The organism is Limnobacter sp., assembly GCF_043511195.1.
Lineage (GTDB): Bacteria > Pseudomonadota > Gammaproteobacteria > Burkholderiales > Burkholderiaceae_B > Limnobacter.
In genome coordinates this window covers 760,755-777,487 of the sequence record NZ_CP121330.1, presented here as the reverse complement: position 1 = coordinate 777,487, position 16,733 = coordinate 760,755, and the positions used below count along the sequence as shown (strand labels likewise).

Annotated in this window: 15 protein-coding genes, 1 pseudogene and 1 riboswitch; of the genes and pseudogenes, 5 read left to right on the top strand and 11 right to left on the bottom strand. The window is 47.3% G+C overall.

Translation table 11 applies throughout. The features are described 5' to 3' along the window. Window positions 1-28: 28 nt before the first annotated feature. Window positions 29-233, bottom strand: a riboswitch (cobalamin riboswitch). A 37-nt stretch (window positions 234-270) separates the two neighbouring features. From P0D43_RS03700 to P0D43_RS03690, 3 genes are read right to left on the bottom strand one after another with little or no spacing between them, the layout of a single operon-like run. Next, complete coding sequence (locus tag P0D43_RS03700; RefSeq protein WP_341236930.1) at window positions 271-492, bottom strand: TIGR02450 family Trp-rich protein; 222 nt, start codon at window positions 490-492, stop codon at window positions 271-273. Window positions 493-495: 3 nt separating this feature from the next. Next, window positions 496-1,053 (bottom strand): lipocalin family protein, encoded by a 558-nt coding sequence (locus tag P0D43_RS03695; RefSeq protein WP_394673264.1) that lies wholly within the window; start codon window positions 1,051-1,053, stop codon window positions 496-498. Window positions 1,054-1,101: 48 nt separating this feature from the next. Then, a complete protein-coding gene (locus P0D43_RS03690; protein ID WP_394673263.1) occupies window positions 1,102-1,212 on the bottom strand; it encodes an AraC family transcriptional regulator in 111 nt (36 codons plus the stop codon). A gap of 25 nt (window positions 1,213-1,237) precedes the next feature. Here P0D43_RS03690 and P0D43_RS03685 point away from each other — a divergent pair. Continuing rightward, window positions 1,238-1,621 (top strand): annotated as a pseudogene (locus tag P0D43_RS03685) (SDR family oxidoreductase); the annotation flags it as partial. A gap of 47 nt (window positions 1,622-1,668) precedes the next feature. Here the strand turns inward: P0D43_RS03685 and P0D43_RS03680 are convergent. From P0D43_RS03680 to P0D43_RS03645, 8 genes are all read right to left on the bottom strand, one after another. After that, window positions 1,669-2,127: an SRPBCC family protein gene (locus P0D43_RS03680; protein ID WP_159567899.1), complete on the bottom strand. Its 459-nt coding sequence runs from the start codon at window positions 2,125-2,127 to the stop codon at window positions 1,669-1,671. 75 nt (window positions 2,128-2,202) lie between these two features. After that, on the bottom strand, window positions 2,203-2,832 hold the full coding sequence (locus P0D43_RS03675) for a cold shock and DUF1294 domain-containing protein (protein WP_159567898.1): 630 nt from the start codon (window positions 2,830-2,832) through the stop codon (window positions 2,203-2,205). 5 nt (window positions 2,833-2,837) lie between these two features. Beyond that, a complete protein-coding gene (locus P0D43_RS03670) occupies window positions 2,838-3,425 on the bottom strand; it encodes an HD family hydrolase (RefSeq protein ID WP_394673262.1) in 588 nt (195 codons plus the stop codon). Between the two features lie 68 nt (window positions 3,426-3,493). Continuing rightward, a complete protein-coding gene (locus P0D43_RS03665) occupies window positions 3,494-4,348 on the bottom strand; it encodes a DNA alkylation repair protein (RefSeq protein WP_394673261.1) in 855 nt (284 codons plus the stop codon). Then, complete coding sequence (locus P0D43_RS03660; protein ID WP_394673260.1) at window positions 4,348-4,749, bottom strand: SRPBCC family protein; 402 nt, start codon at window positions 4,747-4,749, stop codon at window positions 4,348-4,350. Before P0D43_RS03660 ends, P0D43_RS03665 begins: the two co-directional genes overlap by 1 nt. Window positions 4,750-4,804: 55 nt before the next feature. Further along, on the bottom strand, window positions 4,805-5,725 hold the full coding sequence (locus tag P0D43_RS03655) for a calcium/sodium antiporter (RefSeq protein ID WP_394673259.1): 921 nt from the start codon (window positions 5,723-5,725) through the stop codon (window positions 4,805-4,807). 285 nt (window positions 5,726-6,010) lie between these two features. Then, window positions 6,011-6,394 (bottom strand): hypothetical protein, encoded by a 384-nt coding sequence (locus P0D43_RS03650; RefSeq protein WP_394673258.1) that lies wholly within the window; start codon window positions 6,392-6,394, stop codon window positions 6,011-6,013. A 545-nt stretch (window positions 6,395-6,939) separates the two neighbouring features. Then, complete coding sequence (locus P0D43_RS03645; protein WP_394673257.1) at window positions 6,940-7,992, bottom strand: hypothetical protein; 1,053 nt, start codon at window positions 7,990-7,992, stop codon at window positions 6,940-6,942. A gap of 196 nt (window positions 7,993-8,188) precedes the next feature. Between P0D43_RS03645 and P0D43_RS03640 the strand changes: the two genes are divergently transcribed. From P0D43_RS03640 to P0D43_RS03625, 4 genes are all read left to right on the top strand, one after another. Beyond that, entirely contained in the window at window positions 8,189-8,986 is a 798-nt protein-coding gene (locus P0D43_RS03640; protein ID WP_341236976.1) for a DUF3800 domain-containing protein, read from the top strand. 429 nt (window positions 8,987-9,415) lie between these two features. After that, complete coding sequence (locus P0D43_RS03635) at window positions 9,416-10,219, top strand: DUF3800 domain-containing protein (RefSeq protein ID WP_394673256.1); 804 nt, start codon at window positions 9,416-9,418, stop codon at window positions 10,217-10,219. A gap of 142 nt (window positions 10,220-10,361) precedes the next feature. Continuing rightward, window positions 10,362-15,797, top strand: a complete 5,436-nt coding sequence (locus P0D43_RS03630; RefSeq protein ID WP_394673255.1) for a hypothetical protein — start codon at window positions 10,362-10,364, stop codon at window positions 15,795-15,797. Continuing rightward, window positions 15,798-16,721 carry a hypothetical protein gene (locus P0D43_RS03625; protein ID WP_394673254.1) on the top strand — a complete coding sequence of 308 codons (924 nt, stop codon included), beginning with the start codon at window positions 15,798-15,800 and terminating at the stop codon, window positions 16,719-16,721. Window positions 16,722-16,733 lie beyond the last annotated feature (12 nt).

Genomic DNA, 16,733 nt, shown 5'->3' with positions numbered 1-16,733 from the left:
CCGACAGTGCATGGGACATAGTGCGCCAATGGCGCACCCCGTTGTTGGCCGGTATCCGGGCTGGCAGACTTACCCTCACCACCTTCTCAGGCGTTTGAAAACACCCAATGGTTTTTGATGAAAGCCAAGCTTGACGCTTGTCTGCGTACCGTTGCGGGGGCAGCGCTAAAGAGCTTCCCGTTTAACTTCAGAACAGGGACTGTTCCAAGAGCACCAACAAGGCAGATTGTACAGCAGCAAGGGGCAAAGAAAACATCGCTATACGCCCGACTACGTCCAACCTTGAATCCACTGCCCTTCATCTTGCAAATCACGCCAGTGAATAATTTGCGTTCGGCCGGAGTGCACCGCCTCCAATTCAAATTGCTCAACAGGCAATTCATCGCTTTCAGGCTTCACCACTGAGCGAACCAGAAAGTGTTTTTCTTTGTTCACTGGTTTCACGGCAGTCCACTTGCTCAGCAGCAACTTCTTGGGGTTCAAACGGCGCATGGCTTAATTGACTTGTGGTGAAAGTTCAAGCTTGTTCAAATCGAAGCCCTTGGCTTTCAGGCGTTGCAGCAGCGCCTCGTATTTGGCTGGGTTTACTTGCTGCGTACGCGACAACACCCACAAAAATTCTCGCTTGGGTTCGCTGACTGCAACCAGTTGGTATTCGGGGTCAAGATCAATCACCCAGTAATCACCCCACACCATGGGCAGCCAACTTAACCAGGCTGGCGCAAAGCGTACCTCTAGCTTCGGTGATTTCAAGCCACCGGTCTGCCTGACCTGGCCTTCGACCTCTTCCATGTCGCGGCTGGCCAACTGGCAGCGGTTCAGCACTTTCACTTTGCCGTCTTTTTGAAGTGAATATGCCGCGCTGGTATTGGCCACACACTGCTTCTGAAAACGATTGGGGTACTTGGCAACTTCAAACCAGGTGCCCATGTAACGGGGCACGTCGAGCGACTGAATGGTTTGAAGAGGTTGCGGGGATTCTGCTGCGAGTGCTGAATTGACAGCCACGCAAGACAGGGCAAACGAAGTAGCTAAAGTCAGCAGAGGTTTCATGAATTGAAGTGTGCCACATTACTTAGGATATTTGCGAAGTTTCGCCACTCAAGACAAAGCCAAAATGGATTGGCTATACTGACTTTCCTGCACAGGTGTGCGGCCGAAGTATCGTTTGAATTCTCGACTGAATTGTGACGGACTCTCGTAGCCCACCATGGCCGACACTTGGGCGACACTGAGCGTGCTGCACGGAATTGCGGCTGTCCTGCCGATCATGAATGAACAGAAGAGTGGGCAGATCATCAATATTTCTTCGATTGGTGGACTTTATGTTGTTCCAACAGCTGCTGTGTATTGCGCCACAAAGTATGCGGTCAGGGCGATTTCAGACGGCTTGCGACAAGAAAATGATCGCCTTCGCGTGACTTGCGTTTATCCGGGTGTGGTTGAATCTGAACTGGCCAATAGCATCAGTGACCAGGCTGCAGCTGCAGCCATGAAAAACTTTCGGGAAATCGCCTTAAAACCAGAAGCAATCGCTGCAGCGATCGCTCACGTTATTAATCAGCCCAATGATGTGGACACCAGTGAGATTATCGTCCGCCCCACGGCATCACCTGCCTGAAGACGCCAATTAAGACGTTAAACCCAGCGCTTCATCAGTCAGATTAATTAGCCATGATCTGGAATATCTGGCTCAACCAGCTTGGCGAGTTGTTCAAGCGATTCCTGCCAGCCCAAGTAACACATCTCGACCGGAATAACAGCGGGGATTCCTTCTTGAACAATGCGTAGTTCCGTGCCGCAAACCACTGATTTAAGCTCAACGGTCACCACCATTTCGCCGGGCAGGTTTGGATCGTCAAACTGGTCGGTGTGGCGAATGCGCTCATTGGGTACCAATTCCAGGTATTTCACTGTAAACGTGTGGCTACCGCCAGAGCTAAAGTTGTTGAACGACATGCGGTAGCCACCACCCTCGCGCACATCGATTTCATGAATGGTGCCAATGAAGCCATAAGGCGGGCTCCAGTACTCCAACGCACTTTTGTCGGTAAATGCCTTGTAAACCCGCTCTGCTGGGGCGCGCAGTACCCTGTGCAACTTCACTGTTCCTGTGCTGTTCGACATCGTAGTCTCCTTGAAAGTTGTGCCTACCTAAGTAGTCGAATGGGGTATGGTGAAATCGACAGTTGTACGGAAAATTTATTTATCGGGTATCAATTGCCCAATATGTGCTTGGCCTTCAGGGGAAGCCAGTACCAGAAACAAGGCTACGTTCAAAAACACTGTTACCCAGAAAATAAATCGAAACGGGGCCTTGTTTGATTTGTGCCTAAGCATGTGTTGAGCAATCAACGCCCCAGGCCAACCACCCAGCAAAGACAACCAGTGCAGGGTGCTCTCAGAAGTTCGCCAGCGCCCTTTCCTGGCTGCTGATTTGTCCATGGCATAGGTGACATAAGTCAAAGTGCTGGCAAGCACATAGATCAGAGCCAACAACAGTGGTGGCCTCCAGAGCAAGCTAACCACACCAAACAAAAACACAAAAGCGGGAATCGCTAAAAATGATCCGGTCTGCCACTGCGCGGGGGCATCTGTGCGTTCACGTTTGTTTCCAGAAACGGGGCGCGAGAAATGAACATTCTTGGCTCTTGGTTTTCCCTCAGGGCTTAGTTCAAGGTCGAAATAAACACGTTGGTTTACATGGGGACGAATGTGCCGGGAATTGAATGCAGTGGCATGAACAAACACCTCGACTTGACCTTCATTAGACTGAATAAAGCCAAACCCACGGTCATCATTCCAGGTTTTTATGGTGCCTTCGATATACATAAAATTTAACGAGTTGGTGATTGGTCAAAATGCCCCGCAACCCATTCTTGCGCAAGCGTCCAAAGAGCGGGGGCTCCACGTTGAATCGCAGGACCATACCGCTCCAATACCTGTTGATACTGAACCTTGCCCTCAACCCATGTACCACCACCGGTGAACACATTAATCAACAGCGGTTGAAACCTATCCAGGGCTTTTGCAAATTGCGCATCATCGCTTTGACCTTCTTCAAACTCATGCCACAGGGCGCTGAGTTCATCGCCTTGTGCATCCGGCAACAAGCCAAACAGGCGTTTGGCCGCCAGCTGTTCCCGTTCAAACTGGTTGCCGTCTTGTTTACCATGCAAGGGGGTGTCGCCCGCATCAATTTCCACAATGTCATGAATCATCAGCATCTTGATCACACGGGCCACATTCACATGGGCAGCCGCATGCTCTGAAAGAATGAGGGCATACATGGCCAAGTGCCATGAATGCTCCGCTGAATTTTCTTTGCGGCTTTGATCCAATAAGGGGGACTGGCGAAGCACCCTCTTTAGCTTGTCTATTTCACGCAGGAAATTGAGTTGTTGTTCCAGCTTGTTTGATTTCACTATCGTCCTTAAAGGAATACATCATATTACTTCGTCACAAAGCAGCCGTATAACGCCGATACACTGATTCAACTCTTCGCCTTCACTCGAATCTCCAAGGCCCTGGCATGGCCCTTTTTGGCATGGTAACGAACCGCATGGCGAACCACCCACTTCAATTCTTTCGACGCACCTTCTTGCAACCAACGCTCGCAAGTTGAAAACGCAATCTCGGGGTGGTCTTTTGCAATGTCGCCAAGGTGGTTGGCCACACTGCGGCGCACATACAACGATTCGTCGTTTTTCAAAAATTCCAGTATGGGCAATGCAGGCTCTGGGTTGGCAATAAACGACTGAATGCGTTTTCCCCAAGGCAGCTTGGGGCGTGTGCCTTCACTGCACAAACGCCTTACATGCGGGTTGGGGTCGCTTAGCCACTTGTTAACCTGTGCCAGGGTACGTTCTTGCTGGTAAATGAGAAAGGGGCGAATGGCAAATTCGGCGGTGAAGCGCATGGTGAGCTCACGCAAGGCTTGCATGGACACATCAAACGGGTCTTCTCCATTGTTATATCTCTTGTCCAAGCCGTAATCAGCAATAAAAAAGCTGTGCGGCAGATAGAAAAACCCGGCCAACCCCAGCGAGCCCACCTCGGTTCCAGCCGGGGTGAATGAGTCGACAAGAATAGACACTGCTTGAGTGTAATTGGCAGGTAAAAATTGCTGTAATGATTTAGCAATGTGCTGTGCACGCTGCATCAGCTCTAACGGTTCAAGGTTAGCCAACGCGTGCTGGCAAAATGCTTCAACCGGAAAAGTCTTGTGAACGTAAAGAATGTTTCGCGCCAGGCATTCGATCGATTCCCGGTTCAGCAACACCTTGAGCGGTGTGCCCTTCTGAATGGCGTTGGGCGCCGTTGGAACAGCAGGAGCACGGGGCTGCATCAGCTTTCAGATTCAAGAAGAATTTTTAATGTGTGAAGATCCGCTGCAACGGCTCGCGCGTCTTCCTCGAATTGCTGTTGCGACATACCCGGTTGCTGAAACAATGTTAAGGTGAATTCGCTGCCCTCACCATTGGGAACCACCCGCATTGGGTTGTGCACCACCACGCCCGAATCAAGCTCCACATCGTGATCGAGAACACCGAAATTATTCAGTGGTACAAACCTGATCTTCACCTTGCCGAAAGGCGCTTCGGCCACCCAGGCATCTCCTTGTTTGGTGACTTCAGAGCGGGCCAGGCCGGCAGCCCACGCCGGAAGATTTTGGGGATTTGAGGCGAAGGCGTATACATCGCCCGGGGTTCGGTTGATGAAGGTGGTGATGTGTTTAACTGCATCCACTTACTTTACTCCCAGCGATTTATTGGCAAACCAGGCCAAGTTAATATCATGCTTCTTACTGCTGAAGAATGGTAAAAAGATACGCAACATACAGACCCAGCAAGAATACACCCCGCTTTCGTTGAATGAAGCCGTTGCGCGGAGGATAACCGAACGCCACCGCCACAAGGCCGAACACCAGGGCAATGGCCACTTCGTGCCAGGGAACGATGATGGGATGAATCATGGCCGCAACGGCGACGATAAAAATGCCATTGAAGATATTGCTGCCCAGAATTGTTCCCAACCCAACTTCATCATGACCACGAATCTTGGCCATAACCGTTGTTGCAAGTTCCGGCACCGACGTGCCAATTGCCACGATGGTTGCACCAATGATGAACTCATCCACACCAAAAGCAACCGCGATGCCCCTTGCCCCGGCAACAATGAAATTCCCGGCTGCAACCAAGAATACAGAACCGGCAAGGCAAGAAACAACAACCAACCACCGACGTTGTTCGCCAAGAACTTCCTCTGCTGCGCTTCGTTGCTTTCTTGCTTCGACAACGGCCGCCACGATCCAGGCAATGAACATGCTGATCATCAAGAACCCATCGACTCGGGAAAGCTCACCATCAAGAAACAAAACAGCTGTAAAAACAGGGATCAGCAAAGCCACGGGGAAGTCCCGCTTTACGCTGTCTCGAGGGCTTTGAATTCCGGAAATGATCAGTGCCAGCCCAAGAATGAGAGCCACGTTCACCACGTTACTTCCAAGCGCGTCGCCCAAAGCAATTTGAGGCTTTCCCACCAAAGCGGAACTAATCGAAACCGACAGCTCCGGGCTTGATGTAGCTAACGCGGCAACGGTGACGCCGATGATGCCTGGAGAAACTCGCGCCCAGTGGGCCAATCCAACTGAGCCGCGAACGAACAATTCACCACCGAGGCCAGCGCAGACAACTCCGAGAAGTAAAGCTGTGTAGTCGTCCATGGGGAATGGTTGGGGACCGTCACGTTTAAGATGAAAGACAAGTTGTAGACCAGCCCCGTTGGCTCAAAGGATCTACCACAACCACCGCAAGCACCAAGAAAAGCCTGCGATAAATATTCACAACAGTTTCAGAATCTAAATTATCAACAATTCAACGGCAAGTCATTCGATCAATTTCACATACGCCTTGGAAAATCAGTAAAACCCAAAACCAAAGCCGGTCTCGTTCTGCTCAACAAGCAGCGAAAAACCACCCTGCATTTGAGGGGTACCGGCAAACTCCAATTATTCGAAGGACTTCCCAAAAGTCAGCAAGAATCCAACAGCACACCAAAACAAAATCATGTGTCCCACAACCCCGTAGACAAACAAACGGCAAGCAATATTAAAACCGCGTGGCACTTCCCTATGCATAGGGCCAAACTTCCGGACACGCCTGAAAATTGGAACTGAAATCGCCATTGAAAAAAGTAAAGTACGAATCCAGCTGGTTGGAAAATAACGATAAGCAACAGACTCAAACTCGCTGAAATGGGGTGGGCACACATAGCGATCAATCACACTTTGTGGAGTGAGCCATGTCAGCAAGGTCAAACTCAATGGCAACATCACAGGAATGATCACGAGGCTAAGGGCAAAGAAATGAAGTAGAAAGTCAATCATCTGCAAAGCTGCCCCCTGTCGCAAACTTACTCAAATGTCACTTTATGCAAAGTTCCTACTGCGCTAGTGACTACCCAGCCAACCATTGAAACGAAAGCATCAAAAGCAGTGCAACCACTGCAGCTAGAAGTGCCACAGTGCGCGCGAGAAAGTAATTTTCATCGCCTACACTTAAGCATTGCCACCAACCTTTGCGACAATTGCAAGTATCGCCATGGTGATACAAAATAAATGCAGATAACCGAGCACGCCATATACGAAAAATCTGCAAGCAATGTTGAACCCGAATGGCACTTGCTTGTGCATGTCACCGAATCCTCGAACCCTACGAAACCAAGGTATTGAAATCGCTATTGAGAACAACAAAGTCCGAATCCAGCTGGATGGAAAATATCGATACGCAACCGATTCAAACTCGCTGAAATGAGGTGGGCGCACATATTGATCAATAACAGACCGCGGCGTTAGCCAAGTCAGAGGGACCATACTTAGAATGAGTAACACTGGAATGATCAATATGCTGAAACCCATGATCCAGACAATTACATCGACTATTGGCATAATTGACCCACCCCCGAGGCACTAACGAGATCCATTTGATTACCAAATTGGTCATAGAAAGCCTTTCCTCCAGCTTTCCCAGCCTCTTGTGCAAAGTAGCCGCCCATTGCGGAAGCGACCAGTGCAACACCCCAGCCCACGGGACCACTTACGACGAACGCCCCTACAGCCAAACCAGCATAAAAGCCTCCAAGAGCACCGAAAACAATGCCAGTTCCATCCACCCACAGAACCTCATTTTTCTTCTGAACACTGCCGGCCGAAGCAATCTTTCCACACGCCCCCATCGCTCCAAACGTCGTCAATAACAACCCACCCCCTTTCGCAAATTTGCTCAACTTGGCCATTCGTTCCGCATGCTTTACAAACACCGGCGAGGGGTTCACGCCCACCGCCCTGTTTTGGTAAAGCAGGTTGAACGAGTTCTGCCCGCCGTGCATGTGCCTGCCCATCCAGCCCAGCTTTTTAAGGTAGTTATTCAGTACCTCTTGCTGGCGCAACTGGTATTGGCGCACGCTCAACCGGCCAGCCAATCGCTCGGCATTCAGCTGTTGCAAACGGCCCATCACAGCGCGATTTTGCACGCCGCTTAAATAACCCAGCACGCCCAGGCCCAAGCCTGCAAAATCGGAGACATGCTGAGTGTCGTTGCTTGCCCGGGCCAAAAACTCATACACACCGCGCTCGGCTGTGTCGGTGGGTACAAAGTTGCGTGCCGTGTCGATCAGGGCAAACTCGCCGCCCCCATTCACCACTTGGCGAATCCGGGCCTTCACCACCTCGGGATTCATACACAGCAGCACATGCGGGTCGTGTGAAATAAAATCAAGCGTGCGCGGGGCCTGGCTGCCCAATGCCATACGCGGGTTTTTCACGGTGGGGTTCAGTGCCAGCAAATAATCCAGCAGCACTGAAAAAACCGGCTCTTGCCCTGGCAATATACCGTAGCTGTGAGTAATCACATCGACCAGTGAATGTTGCGGCAGGGGTATGTAGAAAGCTGGTTGGGTTAGCGACAATTTGCCGAAGCTGGAATTGAACATGGGCGAAGCAGGGAATTGAACAGCCTGCCATTCAAGCCCGTGGCGGAAGCTGTGTCAAAAAGCGGGGATTTGAATCGCTAGATGTAGGTAGTGGCGCGGCTGGCGAGCTTTCCAAGTCCAGCATAAAATACGCATTCGATACGATTCAAATCTAACGAACTTGGCTTTTTGGGCAACCGCTATGATAAATGTTGGTGTGAAGACAAACGAAAACTCAAACAGAGTGTTCAGCGATTACATAGTGTACGTCGATGAAAGCGGGGATCACGGCATGCAAAACCTCGATCCAAATTATCCGGTTTTTGTGCTCGCCTTTTGCATCTTTCACAAAAGACACTACTCAGACCAAGTCGTTTCTGCACTACATCAATTCAAGTTTAAACATTTTGGTCACGATTTAGTGGTGCTTCACGAACACGATATCCGAAAAGAAAAGGGAGCTTTCAGCTTCAAAAGCAGGCAGCAGAAAACCATGTTTTTAGCCGAGTTGAGTCAACTCATTCACACGCATAACTTCATCTTGGTTAGTTGTGTGATCAATAAAGCGAGGCTAAAGGGTCTTCCCGATCAAAATGAAAATCCCTATCATTTGGCGCTAGGTTTCTGCCTTGAAACGCTATATGAATTCCTGCAAGAGAAACATCAGAACGAGCTACTTACCCATGTCGTTTTTGAATGCCGAGGCAAAAGAGAAGACGATGAACTGGAGCTCGAATTTCGAAGGATGTGCGACGGCACAAATCGTCTGGGAATTGATCTCCCGTTTGAAATTGTTTTCGCAGATAAGAAAGTTGACTCCCCTGGCCTTCAACTGGCGGATTTAGTGGCTCGTCCAGTAGGGCTCAACGTCCTGCGGCCAGATCAACCCAACACCGCTTTTGATGTTTTAAAAGAAAAGTTTTACTGTTCGGGCGGAAGACGAAACGTTGGGAAAGGCTATGAAAATTGGGGTCTGAAAATTTACCCGCCCCAAAAAAGCGAAAAGCCCCGGTGAAACGCACCGAGGCAATAACGCCGACCGGGAACCCCCAATCCACTTCCCCCGAAGTTTAAGCGATATGGGCCTGTTGAATCAAGTGATTGGCAAACAATTCAACATTTGGTTGCGAGACGTCAGCGAAACTTCACAAGGAAAAACAGAATGGCGCGGCTGGCGGGGATCGAACCTTCGGAGGCCAAGGGGAAAAGATGTATCTTATTTAACTTATTTTCGTCAGAAACAACGTTAATAGTTGCTTTCAAGACCCTCTAAATTTTTATACTCTGTTGCTTTCACACACAAACTGTGAGATAACACCATTTAACGTCTCGGCACTATTTCGCTATTTTTGTGGTTTTTGGAGTCTCGGCCCACTTTGCGGCACATCCGCAGGCGACTGAATTTTGTTCGTCACAGACTTTTCAAAGTCACTGCGAGACCACAATGAGCAGCAAAACCGACCAAACCACACCCAGCTTATTCAGTGACTACATCGTCTATGTCGACGAAAGTGGTGATCATGGCATGCAAAATTTGGATCCAAACTATCCAATTTTCGTCCTTGCCTTTTGCATATTTCACAAAAGGCATTACGCCAATCGCGTTGTTTCCGCACTGCACCAATTCAAGTTCCAGCACTTCGGTCATGACTTGGTTGTACTACATGAACACGACATCAGAAAAGAAAAAGGCGTATTCACCTTCAAAAGCAAGCTGCAAAAAACCAAATTCCTGGACGAACTGAGTCAACTAATCAAGACCCACAACTTTATTCTGGCTAGTTGTGTCATCGACAAATCAAAACTCAAAGGCTCGCCTGACCAAAACGAGAACCCCTATCATTTGGCACTAGGCTTTTGTTTGGAGACACTCTATGAGTTCCTGCAGGAGAAGAGCCAACACAAGCAACTCACCCACGTAGTCTTTGAATGCCGAGGTAAAAAGGAAGACGACGAATTAGAACTCGAGTTTCGTAGGATGACCGATGGCGCAAATCGCGTTGGAATCAACTTCCCTTTTGAGATTATTTTTGCGGATAAAAAGGTGGATTCCCCTGGCCTGCAACTGGCTGACCTCGTCGCTAGGCCGATTGGCCTTAACATTCTGCGCCCCGATCAACCAAACACTGCTTTTGAAATCTTGAAGGAGAAGTTTTATTGCTCTGGAGGTCGAAAAAACGTCGGGCAAGGATATGAAAATTGGGGCTTAAAAGTTTATCCACCCCAAAAAAGCGAAAAGCCCCGATGAAACCCACCGAGGCTATAGCGCCGACCGGGAGCCCCCAATCCACTTGTTCGAAGTGTAAGCGATATAGCTCGTTCAAATCAAGTCTTCTCGGTGCAATCGTAACGATATTTGCAACGAAGTTGTCAAGCTGGGACACCTCCATATGAAAAATATCCCCAACTGGAATCCAAATCTAATCCAAGACTGTGGCCAGTTTGAGGATGCGCTTGCAGCGGTAACCGATAAAATAGACCTTCCCGCTCACTTTGTAACCAATTTAAGACGGAGTTGGGCAATCGGGGAAGATCTACGTCTTCATAACGGGCTACGTAATCATAAGGTTGAATCGGAAATTACTATCCCATTTGCGGGAGGGGGTTTTCTCCACCACTGCCTTGGCTGGCTATGCACGTCGCGATACAGGGAAACTTTACAAGCATGGTCGCACACGGACGATTTTTACAGAAACCTCCACCATCTGGTACATATAATCCGACGCTATGATGCTTTCGAGGCATGTGATCAGCAATTTCAAACGATCAACACGAAACGGCCAATTTTCAGAGCTCAGCCAATTTCACGCGGTGAATACCCAATTGTTGAGCTGCTTTTTCAAAGTTGGCAGCAGCATCCCAATTTCGGCTATACGCAAACCGCTTTGCTAATATTAAAGCAGTTGTTTGAAGGCTATTGCTTTAGCCATGGGAGAGTTATATTTCGCATGCCCCACCTTAAATTTCTCAATGAGCTTCGGCAAACGTTTGCGCCAGTAAACGAAAATCACAACCGTGATTTTCTAATCCATCTATTCCAACGCTTCGACAAGCCATCGAAAAGTGAAAAAGCATTCAAAGAAAAGTTGGAAACTGAACTTCGCCTATCAAGATCAACAACTGTTCTTCCAAACGATAACGAAACGAAATATCAGAGAAATATTCAGAAGATTTACTTGAATTTCTTTTCTCCGTCTGCAAAACCTGTTCTTTACTTTGGTCCAGACTCTCCTTCAGGGATCCAGTCCCTGAATTTGAATAGGTACAGGATAAACGATGACGATGGCAAAGAAGTCCGAAAGTTAAAAGCGCTTTTTAAACAGAACTTCAATAATGCGCAACCGGACGATCAATCTGGTTCAAATATTGAGGGCCATTCCAAGGGACGACGAAACTACAATCAAGACACCCCTCAGCTAGAGGCAAAAGCCATTGGGCAGGTACTGCTTGATTTCAACCTTTCGACCTATTTCCCGACCAACCCACACCTGCCGCTTCGGGCTGAACATATCGGTGCCTACGCAACCCTGGAGACCGGAGGCACCAACGAAATCACCAATGACACTTTAGCTGACCTGTTAATTTGGATCGGATTTCAGATCGGTGCCAACCTTGAGGGTGCACTAGCACTTAAAGTCCATCATCTGCCAGAAACGGAGTTTGGACTCATGGACGATCTATCGGCGATCTGGAGATTGCGTCCATCACTACAACATATGGGCAAAAAGACTTTTCTTCATTCAACACTTTTGCCGTCCGATAAGATCGAACGAAGATCTCTACCCACCAAACTCCAAAACTTTCTAAAGGAGCAATGGAATATTCAAACCCATGAGAGCCTCTACGATCTGGCGATTGAGAAAAAGTTCGATCCTGAGAAAATTGATCGGGTAAAAGTTCACTTCGGGTTTGAATCGAATGCCTGGCTGCAAAGCAGCCGACGACTGATGCTCCTTGCACAAGGGCATCCAGAATCAGCAGCAATTTTGATACAAAAAAACGCTCGATCAGAGCTTCCTTCGAAATGTGCTTACTATTCAGTAATCCACGGAGAGAAAAACGTCGCTGGCTCACCCTACGCTTTTAATCTTGAGAAATTTAGGGCCGATGTAGCTATCTTGGTTAGCCAATTAGAGCATACCATCAATAGCAAATCACTTCGCACGTCTTGGAATGCTTGGGTTACCTACTTGATCTTCCGGATCTATCTAACAACGGGCGGGCGCCCAGTTAAAGATGCATATTGCGATCTCGATCTGTTCACGGACGCTTTTGATCTCATCATCGTAGATGACAAAGATGTTTTGCTACGTGAGCCAAGACGTGTTGTACCACTTTGTGAATCACTCTCTGATGAAATCGGCATCACCTATCGAAATGGTCTTAAACTCCTCGCCAACCGACTTCGAACCAACACACCAAATCTTTCGAGACAAATTGAATCACTACTTGTCGCACCATCCCATTCAAACAATCAAGGTGTCCCATTTTTCTTTTTTCTGACTGAAGGCGGCATCGAAGGTATTCCTGCGGATGTAACGCTCCTTGGGAGTTTCGATACCTTACAGGCCAATTTCTTGCGTCACTTTGTCAGCAACCACTGCAAAATCACCGATAGAGATATTGTGGATGGGCTTTTAGGCCACGAAAACGACAAGATCCCGGTTTACGGCGCATCAAGCCTCAGAACAATGAAGAAGGATCACCAACAAGTACGCGACTTCGCAGATCAGATCCTAGAATTCCTAAATATTGGCGATTCAATTGATTTTGATTTCAGTAACAAAGACGTTGATGTGCGAGGGCAGTCAATACCCAAACGCTTTGGCTTGCAATTGCGAAGGACAGAACATAAATCATTACATAAGGCAATTGCAGAAAGGGCCTACCAAGATGCGCTATCGATCATTGAAGGCTTGCGTGCTGAGGAGAAAACACAAGATCGAATTGATAAAGCGCTCACACAAGCCCGACTGGATCTGAGCAACCGCATTCACTTTGACATTTATTTTTACAAGTTAACCCGGTTTCTTCGAAAGATGGCACCAGGCCTGGACATGAAATCCTTCTCGAATGTTGGCCGTACCGTCAACGAGAGAGTACCGATCGACTTTTGTCGAAAATATTCGGAATATCGAGCGTCTCACCCTGGCGTCATGGAGATCCTTCAATCCAACATACAGGCAAAACAAAAGGTCAATCTTGAATTTCTATTCGCACTCTCTCTAATCAAGCTAAATGGCATTACTTGCAAAGTCGCAATTCAGCAGGTTTTAAAAGGAAATTACCTGCTAGGAACAATATCCGATAAAACATTTATCGATATTCATTTTGTCGATACGCAGCCCCATCCGCTCGCTTCGGTCAGACGGCACGAGCTTCATCGCCTGTCCATTCACTATTATGAACGGCTGGTCAATCAACTAAGCTTTCGCCAGAGCAGCAATAATTTAGAAAAACTAGGGCGTGACCTGCAGGCTAAAATAAATCGCCTCGGAGTCAGTGGATCATCGCTTAACACCAAAAAAGACCTGCTTTATTATTTTGCTGAAATTGAGCAATCCTATCAACTATACGAATTACCCGGTTGTTTGGCCGCGATTGCCTCAGGCGACACCAAGCATCGCAGCTCAAATTATCTAAGCTTTCAACAACTCACTGATCCTGACACAGATCACGTGGCAAGTAACGCTCGACTAGCGCTCACAACCAAGTATCTCTCGCATGAAGTTGTGACAACCGATACGATCGCATATCTCGATACCGGTAACAAAGCCCCTCCTCCTTCCCAAGCGACGGCTACAAGCTCATTTGTCGCCGGCACAGAACTCGAAATTAAGGAAAATTTTTCCGGGGGCAGCAATGACCAAGCCATCGAGGAGAGCTTTACCCCGGACAATTCCACTGACTTCCATGAACAGGGGCTAGTGTGTAAATCTGTCGCAAGCCATATTGCAGCGATCATGGATGACGCCCTTGGCGCGATACTTAGACTAAGTAAAGAAGTCGCAACAAGACCTTCTTTGTGTAAATCGGCACTTTTAAGCTATGCCAAGGATATCGAGAGTAGAAAGCCCTCTGGACGAAAAAGTTTGGCAAAAAACACCAAGCTCAATTATTACGGAAGAATTGGAAATCTCTTTAAAGAGACCAACCTCGAGCACGAAATCGATGAAGAACAACTCGATGAGGCAATTGAAACCGTTAACGGCTATCTTCTGGACAGACAACAGATCCTGCAATCCGCTCATGACGACCTGCGTCAAATTAGAGATTTTTTCTCCAAACTACCAGAACTGAATCCTTTGATGTCCGTGAAGTTCGACAACTTAGGTACGGTTTACAATCCAGCCACGCATCTCTTGTCTCAAAAAGAGCTAAATCTGATCTTTAAAAAAATTCAAGAAACCCAACCTGAAACACTCCAAGCAATTTTTGTTCTTCTTCGTCGTTTTGGTCTAAGGAAAACTGAGTCTCTCTTTCTAAAGCCCGTCAATCTGCAGCTTCTAGATACTACTCCGCTGCTCAGGGTGATGGGCGATTCTGTTTTTAGACCTAAATTTCCTGCTTCAAATCGCTATGTGTTGTCTCAAACTAGAATTACAAGTGAGGAGAAAGGAATCCTGCAAAGAATAAAGCACCGAGCGATAACAACGAAAGCAAGTTACCTTGGCGATTTATTTCAGTCCTCAGCGCGCGAGATTAGTTTGGATCTAAACCAAATCATTCGAAATATTACTTTCAGAGGGAGTATTCACACCCTTCGACATACCTTTGCTGACGAACTTACATTTGGACTTTTTGAAAGTGCAATTTGCTGTAATCCTGATAAACCGTTGAATGGCGAACAATTAATTCATACAACACCCGATAGCGTAAATCGCAAAACACTATTTGTCGCCAGCAGAATTCTCGGGCATGCGGGAACAATCACGCTACTAGAAACCTATTCACATCGCGGGTTTGAGGTTATCGACTCCTTTTACAATAGTCAATTTTGTGAAATCGCGCTCAGAAACATTGAAGTTCAAAGCGAAAGTTTCGCCTTCTCAATGACTTCAAGATACGGCCTTAAATGTCCAGCTCCTCAGCTCGATGAACCAATAAAGCTGCGTACCTTTAACGTCAAAGACTACATCCTAGGATCACTTGATTACCTTAACCAATCTAGCGACTCAATAAATCTTTATTCAACTGCCAATCAGAAAATCGCTAGCCGGCTCTATCCTCTTGAAAATATCTTTAGATCATTTCCGCCTAGCCTACGTCCTGCCCGCTTCGCTCACGCAAAACCGAACAGTATTTTTCTGAGCCGAGCCTTCTACGAACGCCTTGAGAAACAATTACCCGATCATGGAGATACTGCAGACTTGATCCACCGAGTTCAGGCGACGCCTGCAAAGACATCAGACATATTGGCCCTTAAACAAATTCCATTTGAGCTCAACTCCAACTTTGACCCACTCGGTAACTTCACAGAGGATGCTCATTATGTGATCCGCGAGTCGATGAAAGAAAAAGATCTTGTGAATCTCATTCACATCTTAGACCTACTTCAATTCCTTGGATTCGACTCCAAAGATCTATTCTTTTGGTCAAATTCTCACAGTCAAAAATGCAATATTCGGAACGTTTTGACAGATCTTGGACTTACCACTCGATTCAGGTTACCAGTTGGCCCAGTTCGTCAAACAGTCAAGTTCAATATTGACTTAGAGACAGTGTGGGTCATTGGCGTCAAGCGTCAAAAGAAAGACGTTCCTTTTTCGAATACTGAGTTTTTCTGGATTGGATTGATCGTACATCTGTTGGCAGGAGGCTACTAAATGACTTTCTATGTCGTTCACAAACTTAGGGTGAAAAATCCTCAATCGCTGACGGAGGGGCAGGCGTCTGAAAGCACCAAATTGTTCAAGACAATGAAGGCACTACTTTTCCACAGAATTGCCGCGACGTACAGAGATCAAATTGACAGGTCAATTGAAGTCGGCAACTTGCTCAGCGACTCAGAAAGTGACCTCCGCCATTGGCAACTTGTCTTTCACATCTCATCGACAAAGGAAAATGAGGAAGCGATTTTCGAACGGCTGGATTGGATTGATGATCACATTGTCAATATCGTATCGAGCCTGCCGGGCGTTGTGTTCGAACCAAAGCTCAATAGCATTCACCGTATAGTTAAAGATGACCGTACTACACTTGATCATTCAGCCAAAGAAATAATCACCCAGCAGGTTCACGAATTTATTTTTGAACATCTAGTCGAACACAACCAAATCAAGCTAAATAAATTTTCTGGCCTGGACACAAACACCGAACTTACGATTCATCTCGCAGAACAGGTAAGCGGGCCCGAGGACACGACTCGCATTTTTAAATTTAAAGGACGAGTCACAAGTTATGATTTAAGCCAAAAAACAATCAAGGCATTACGTAATGAACCTTCCGATTATCAGTCTAAAGAAAATGAACAGCCACCAGATATCAAATTTAACGAAGATGTTGGCCCTGATGATTCATCAGGTGAGATGATGGAGACAACACGTTCTGGACCCAACTTAAAAGTGATACGAAAACAGCGCGAAGAAACTTTTCACATCAATCCGAGTGACTTCGTGAGTATCGATCATCAGGCAAAATACATGCCCTGGGAAAGAAGATTTAACATGGAAATCGAGTTCCACTATCAGGTGTTGGACACTCGTAAACAAGTTTGCCTGAGAATGGACACTACGTATGTTTGCAAATAATTTTCTGATCAG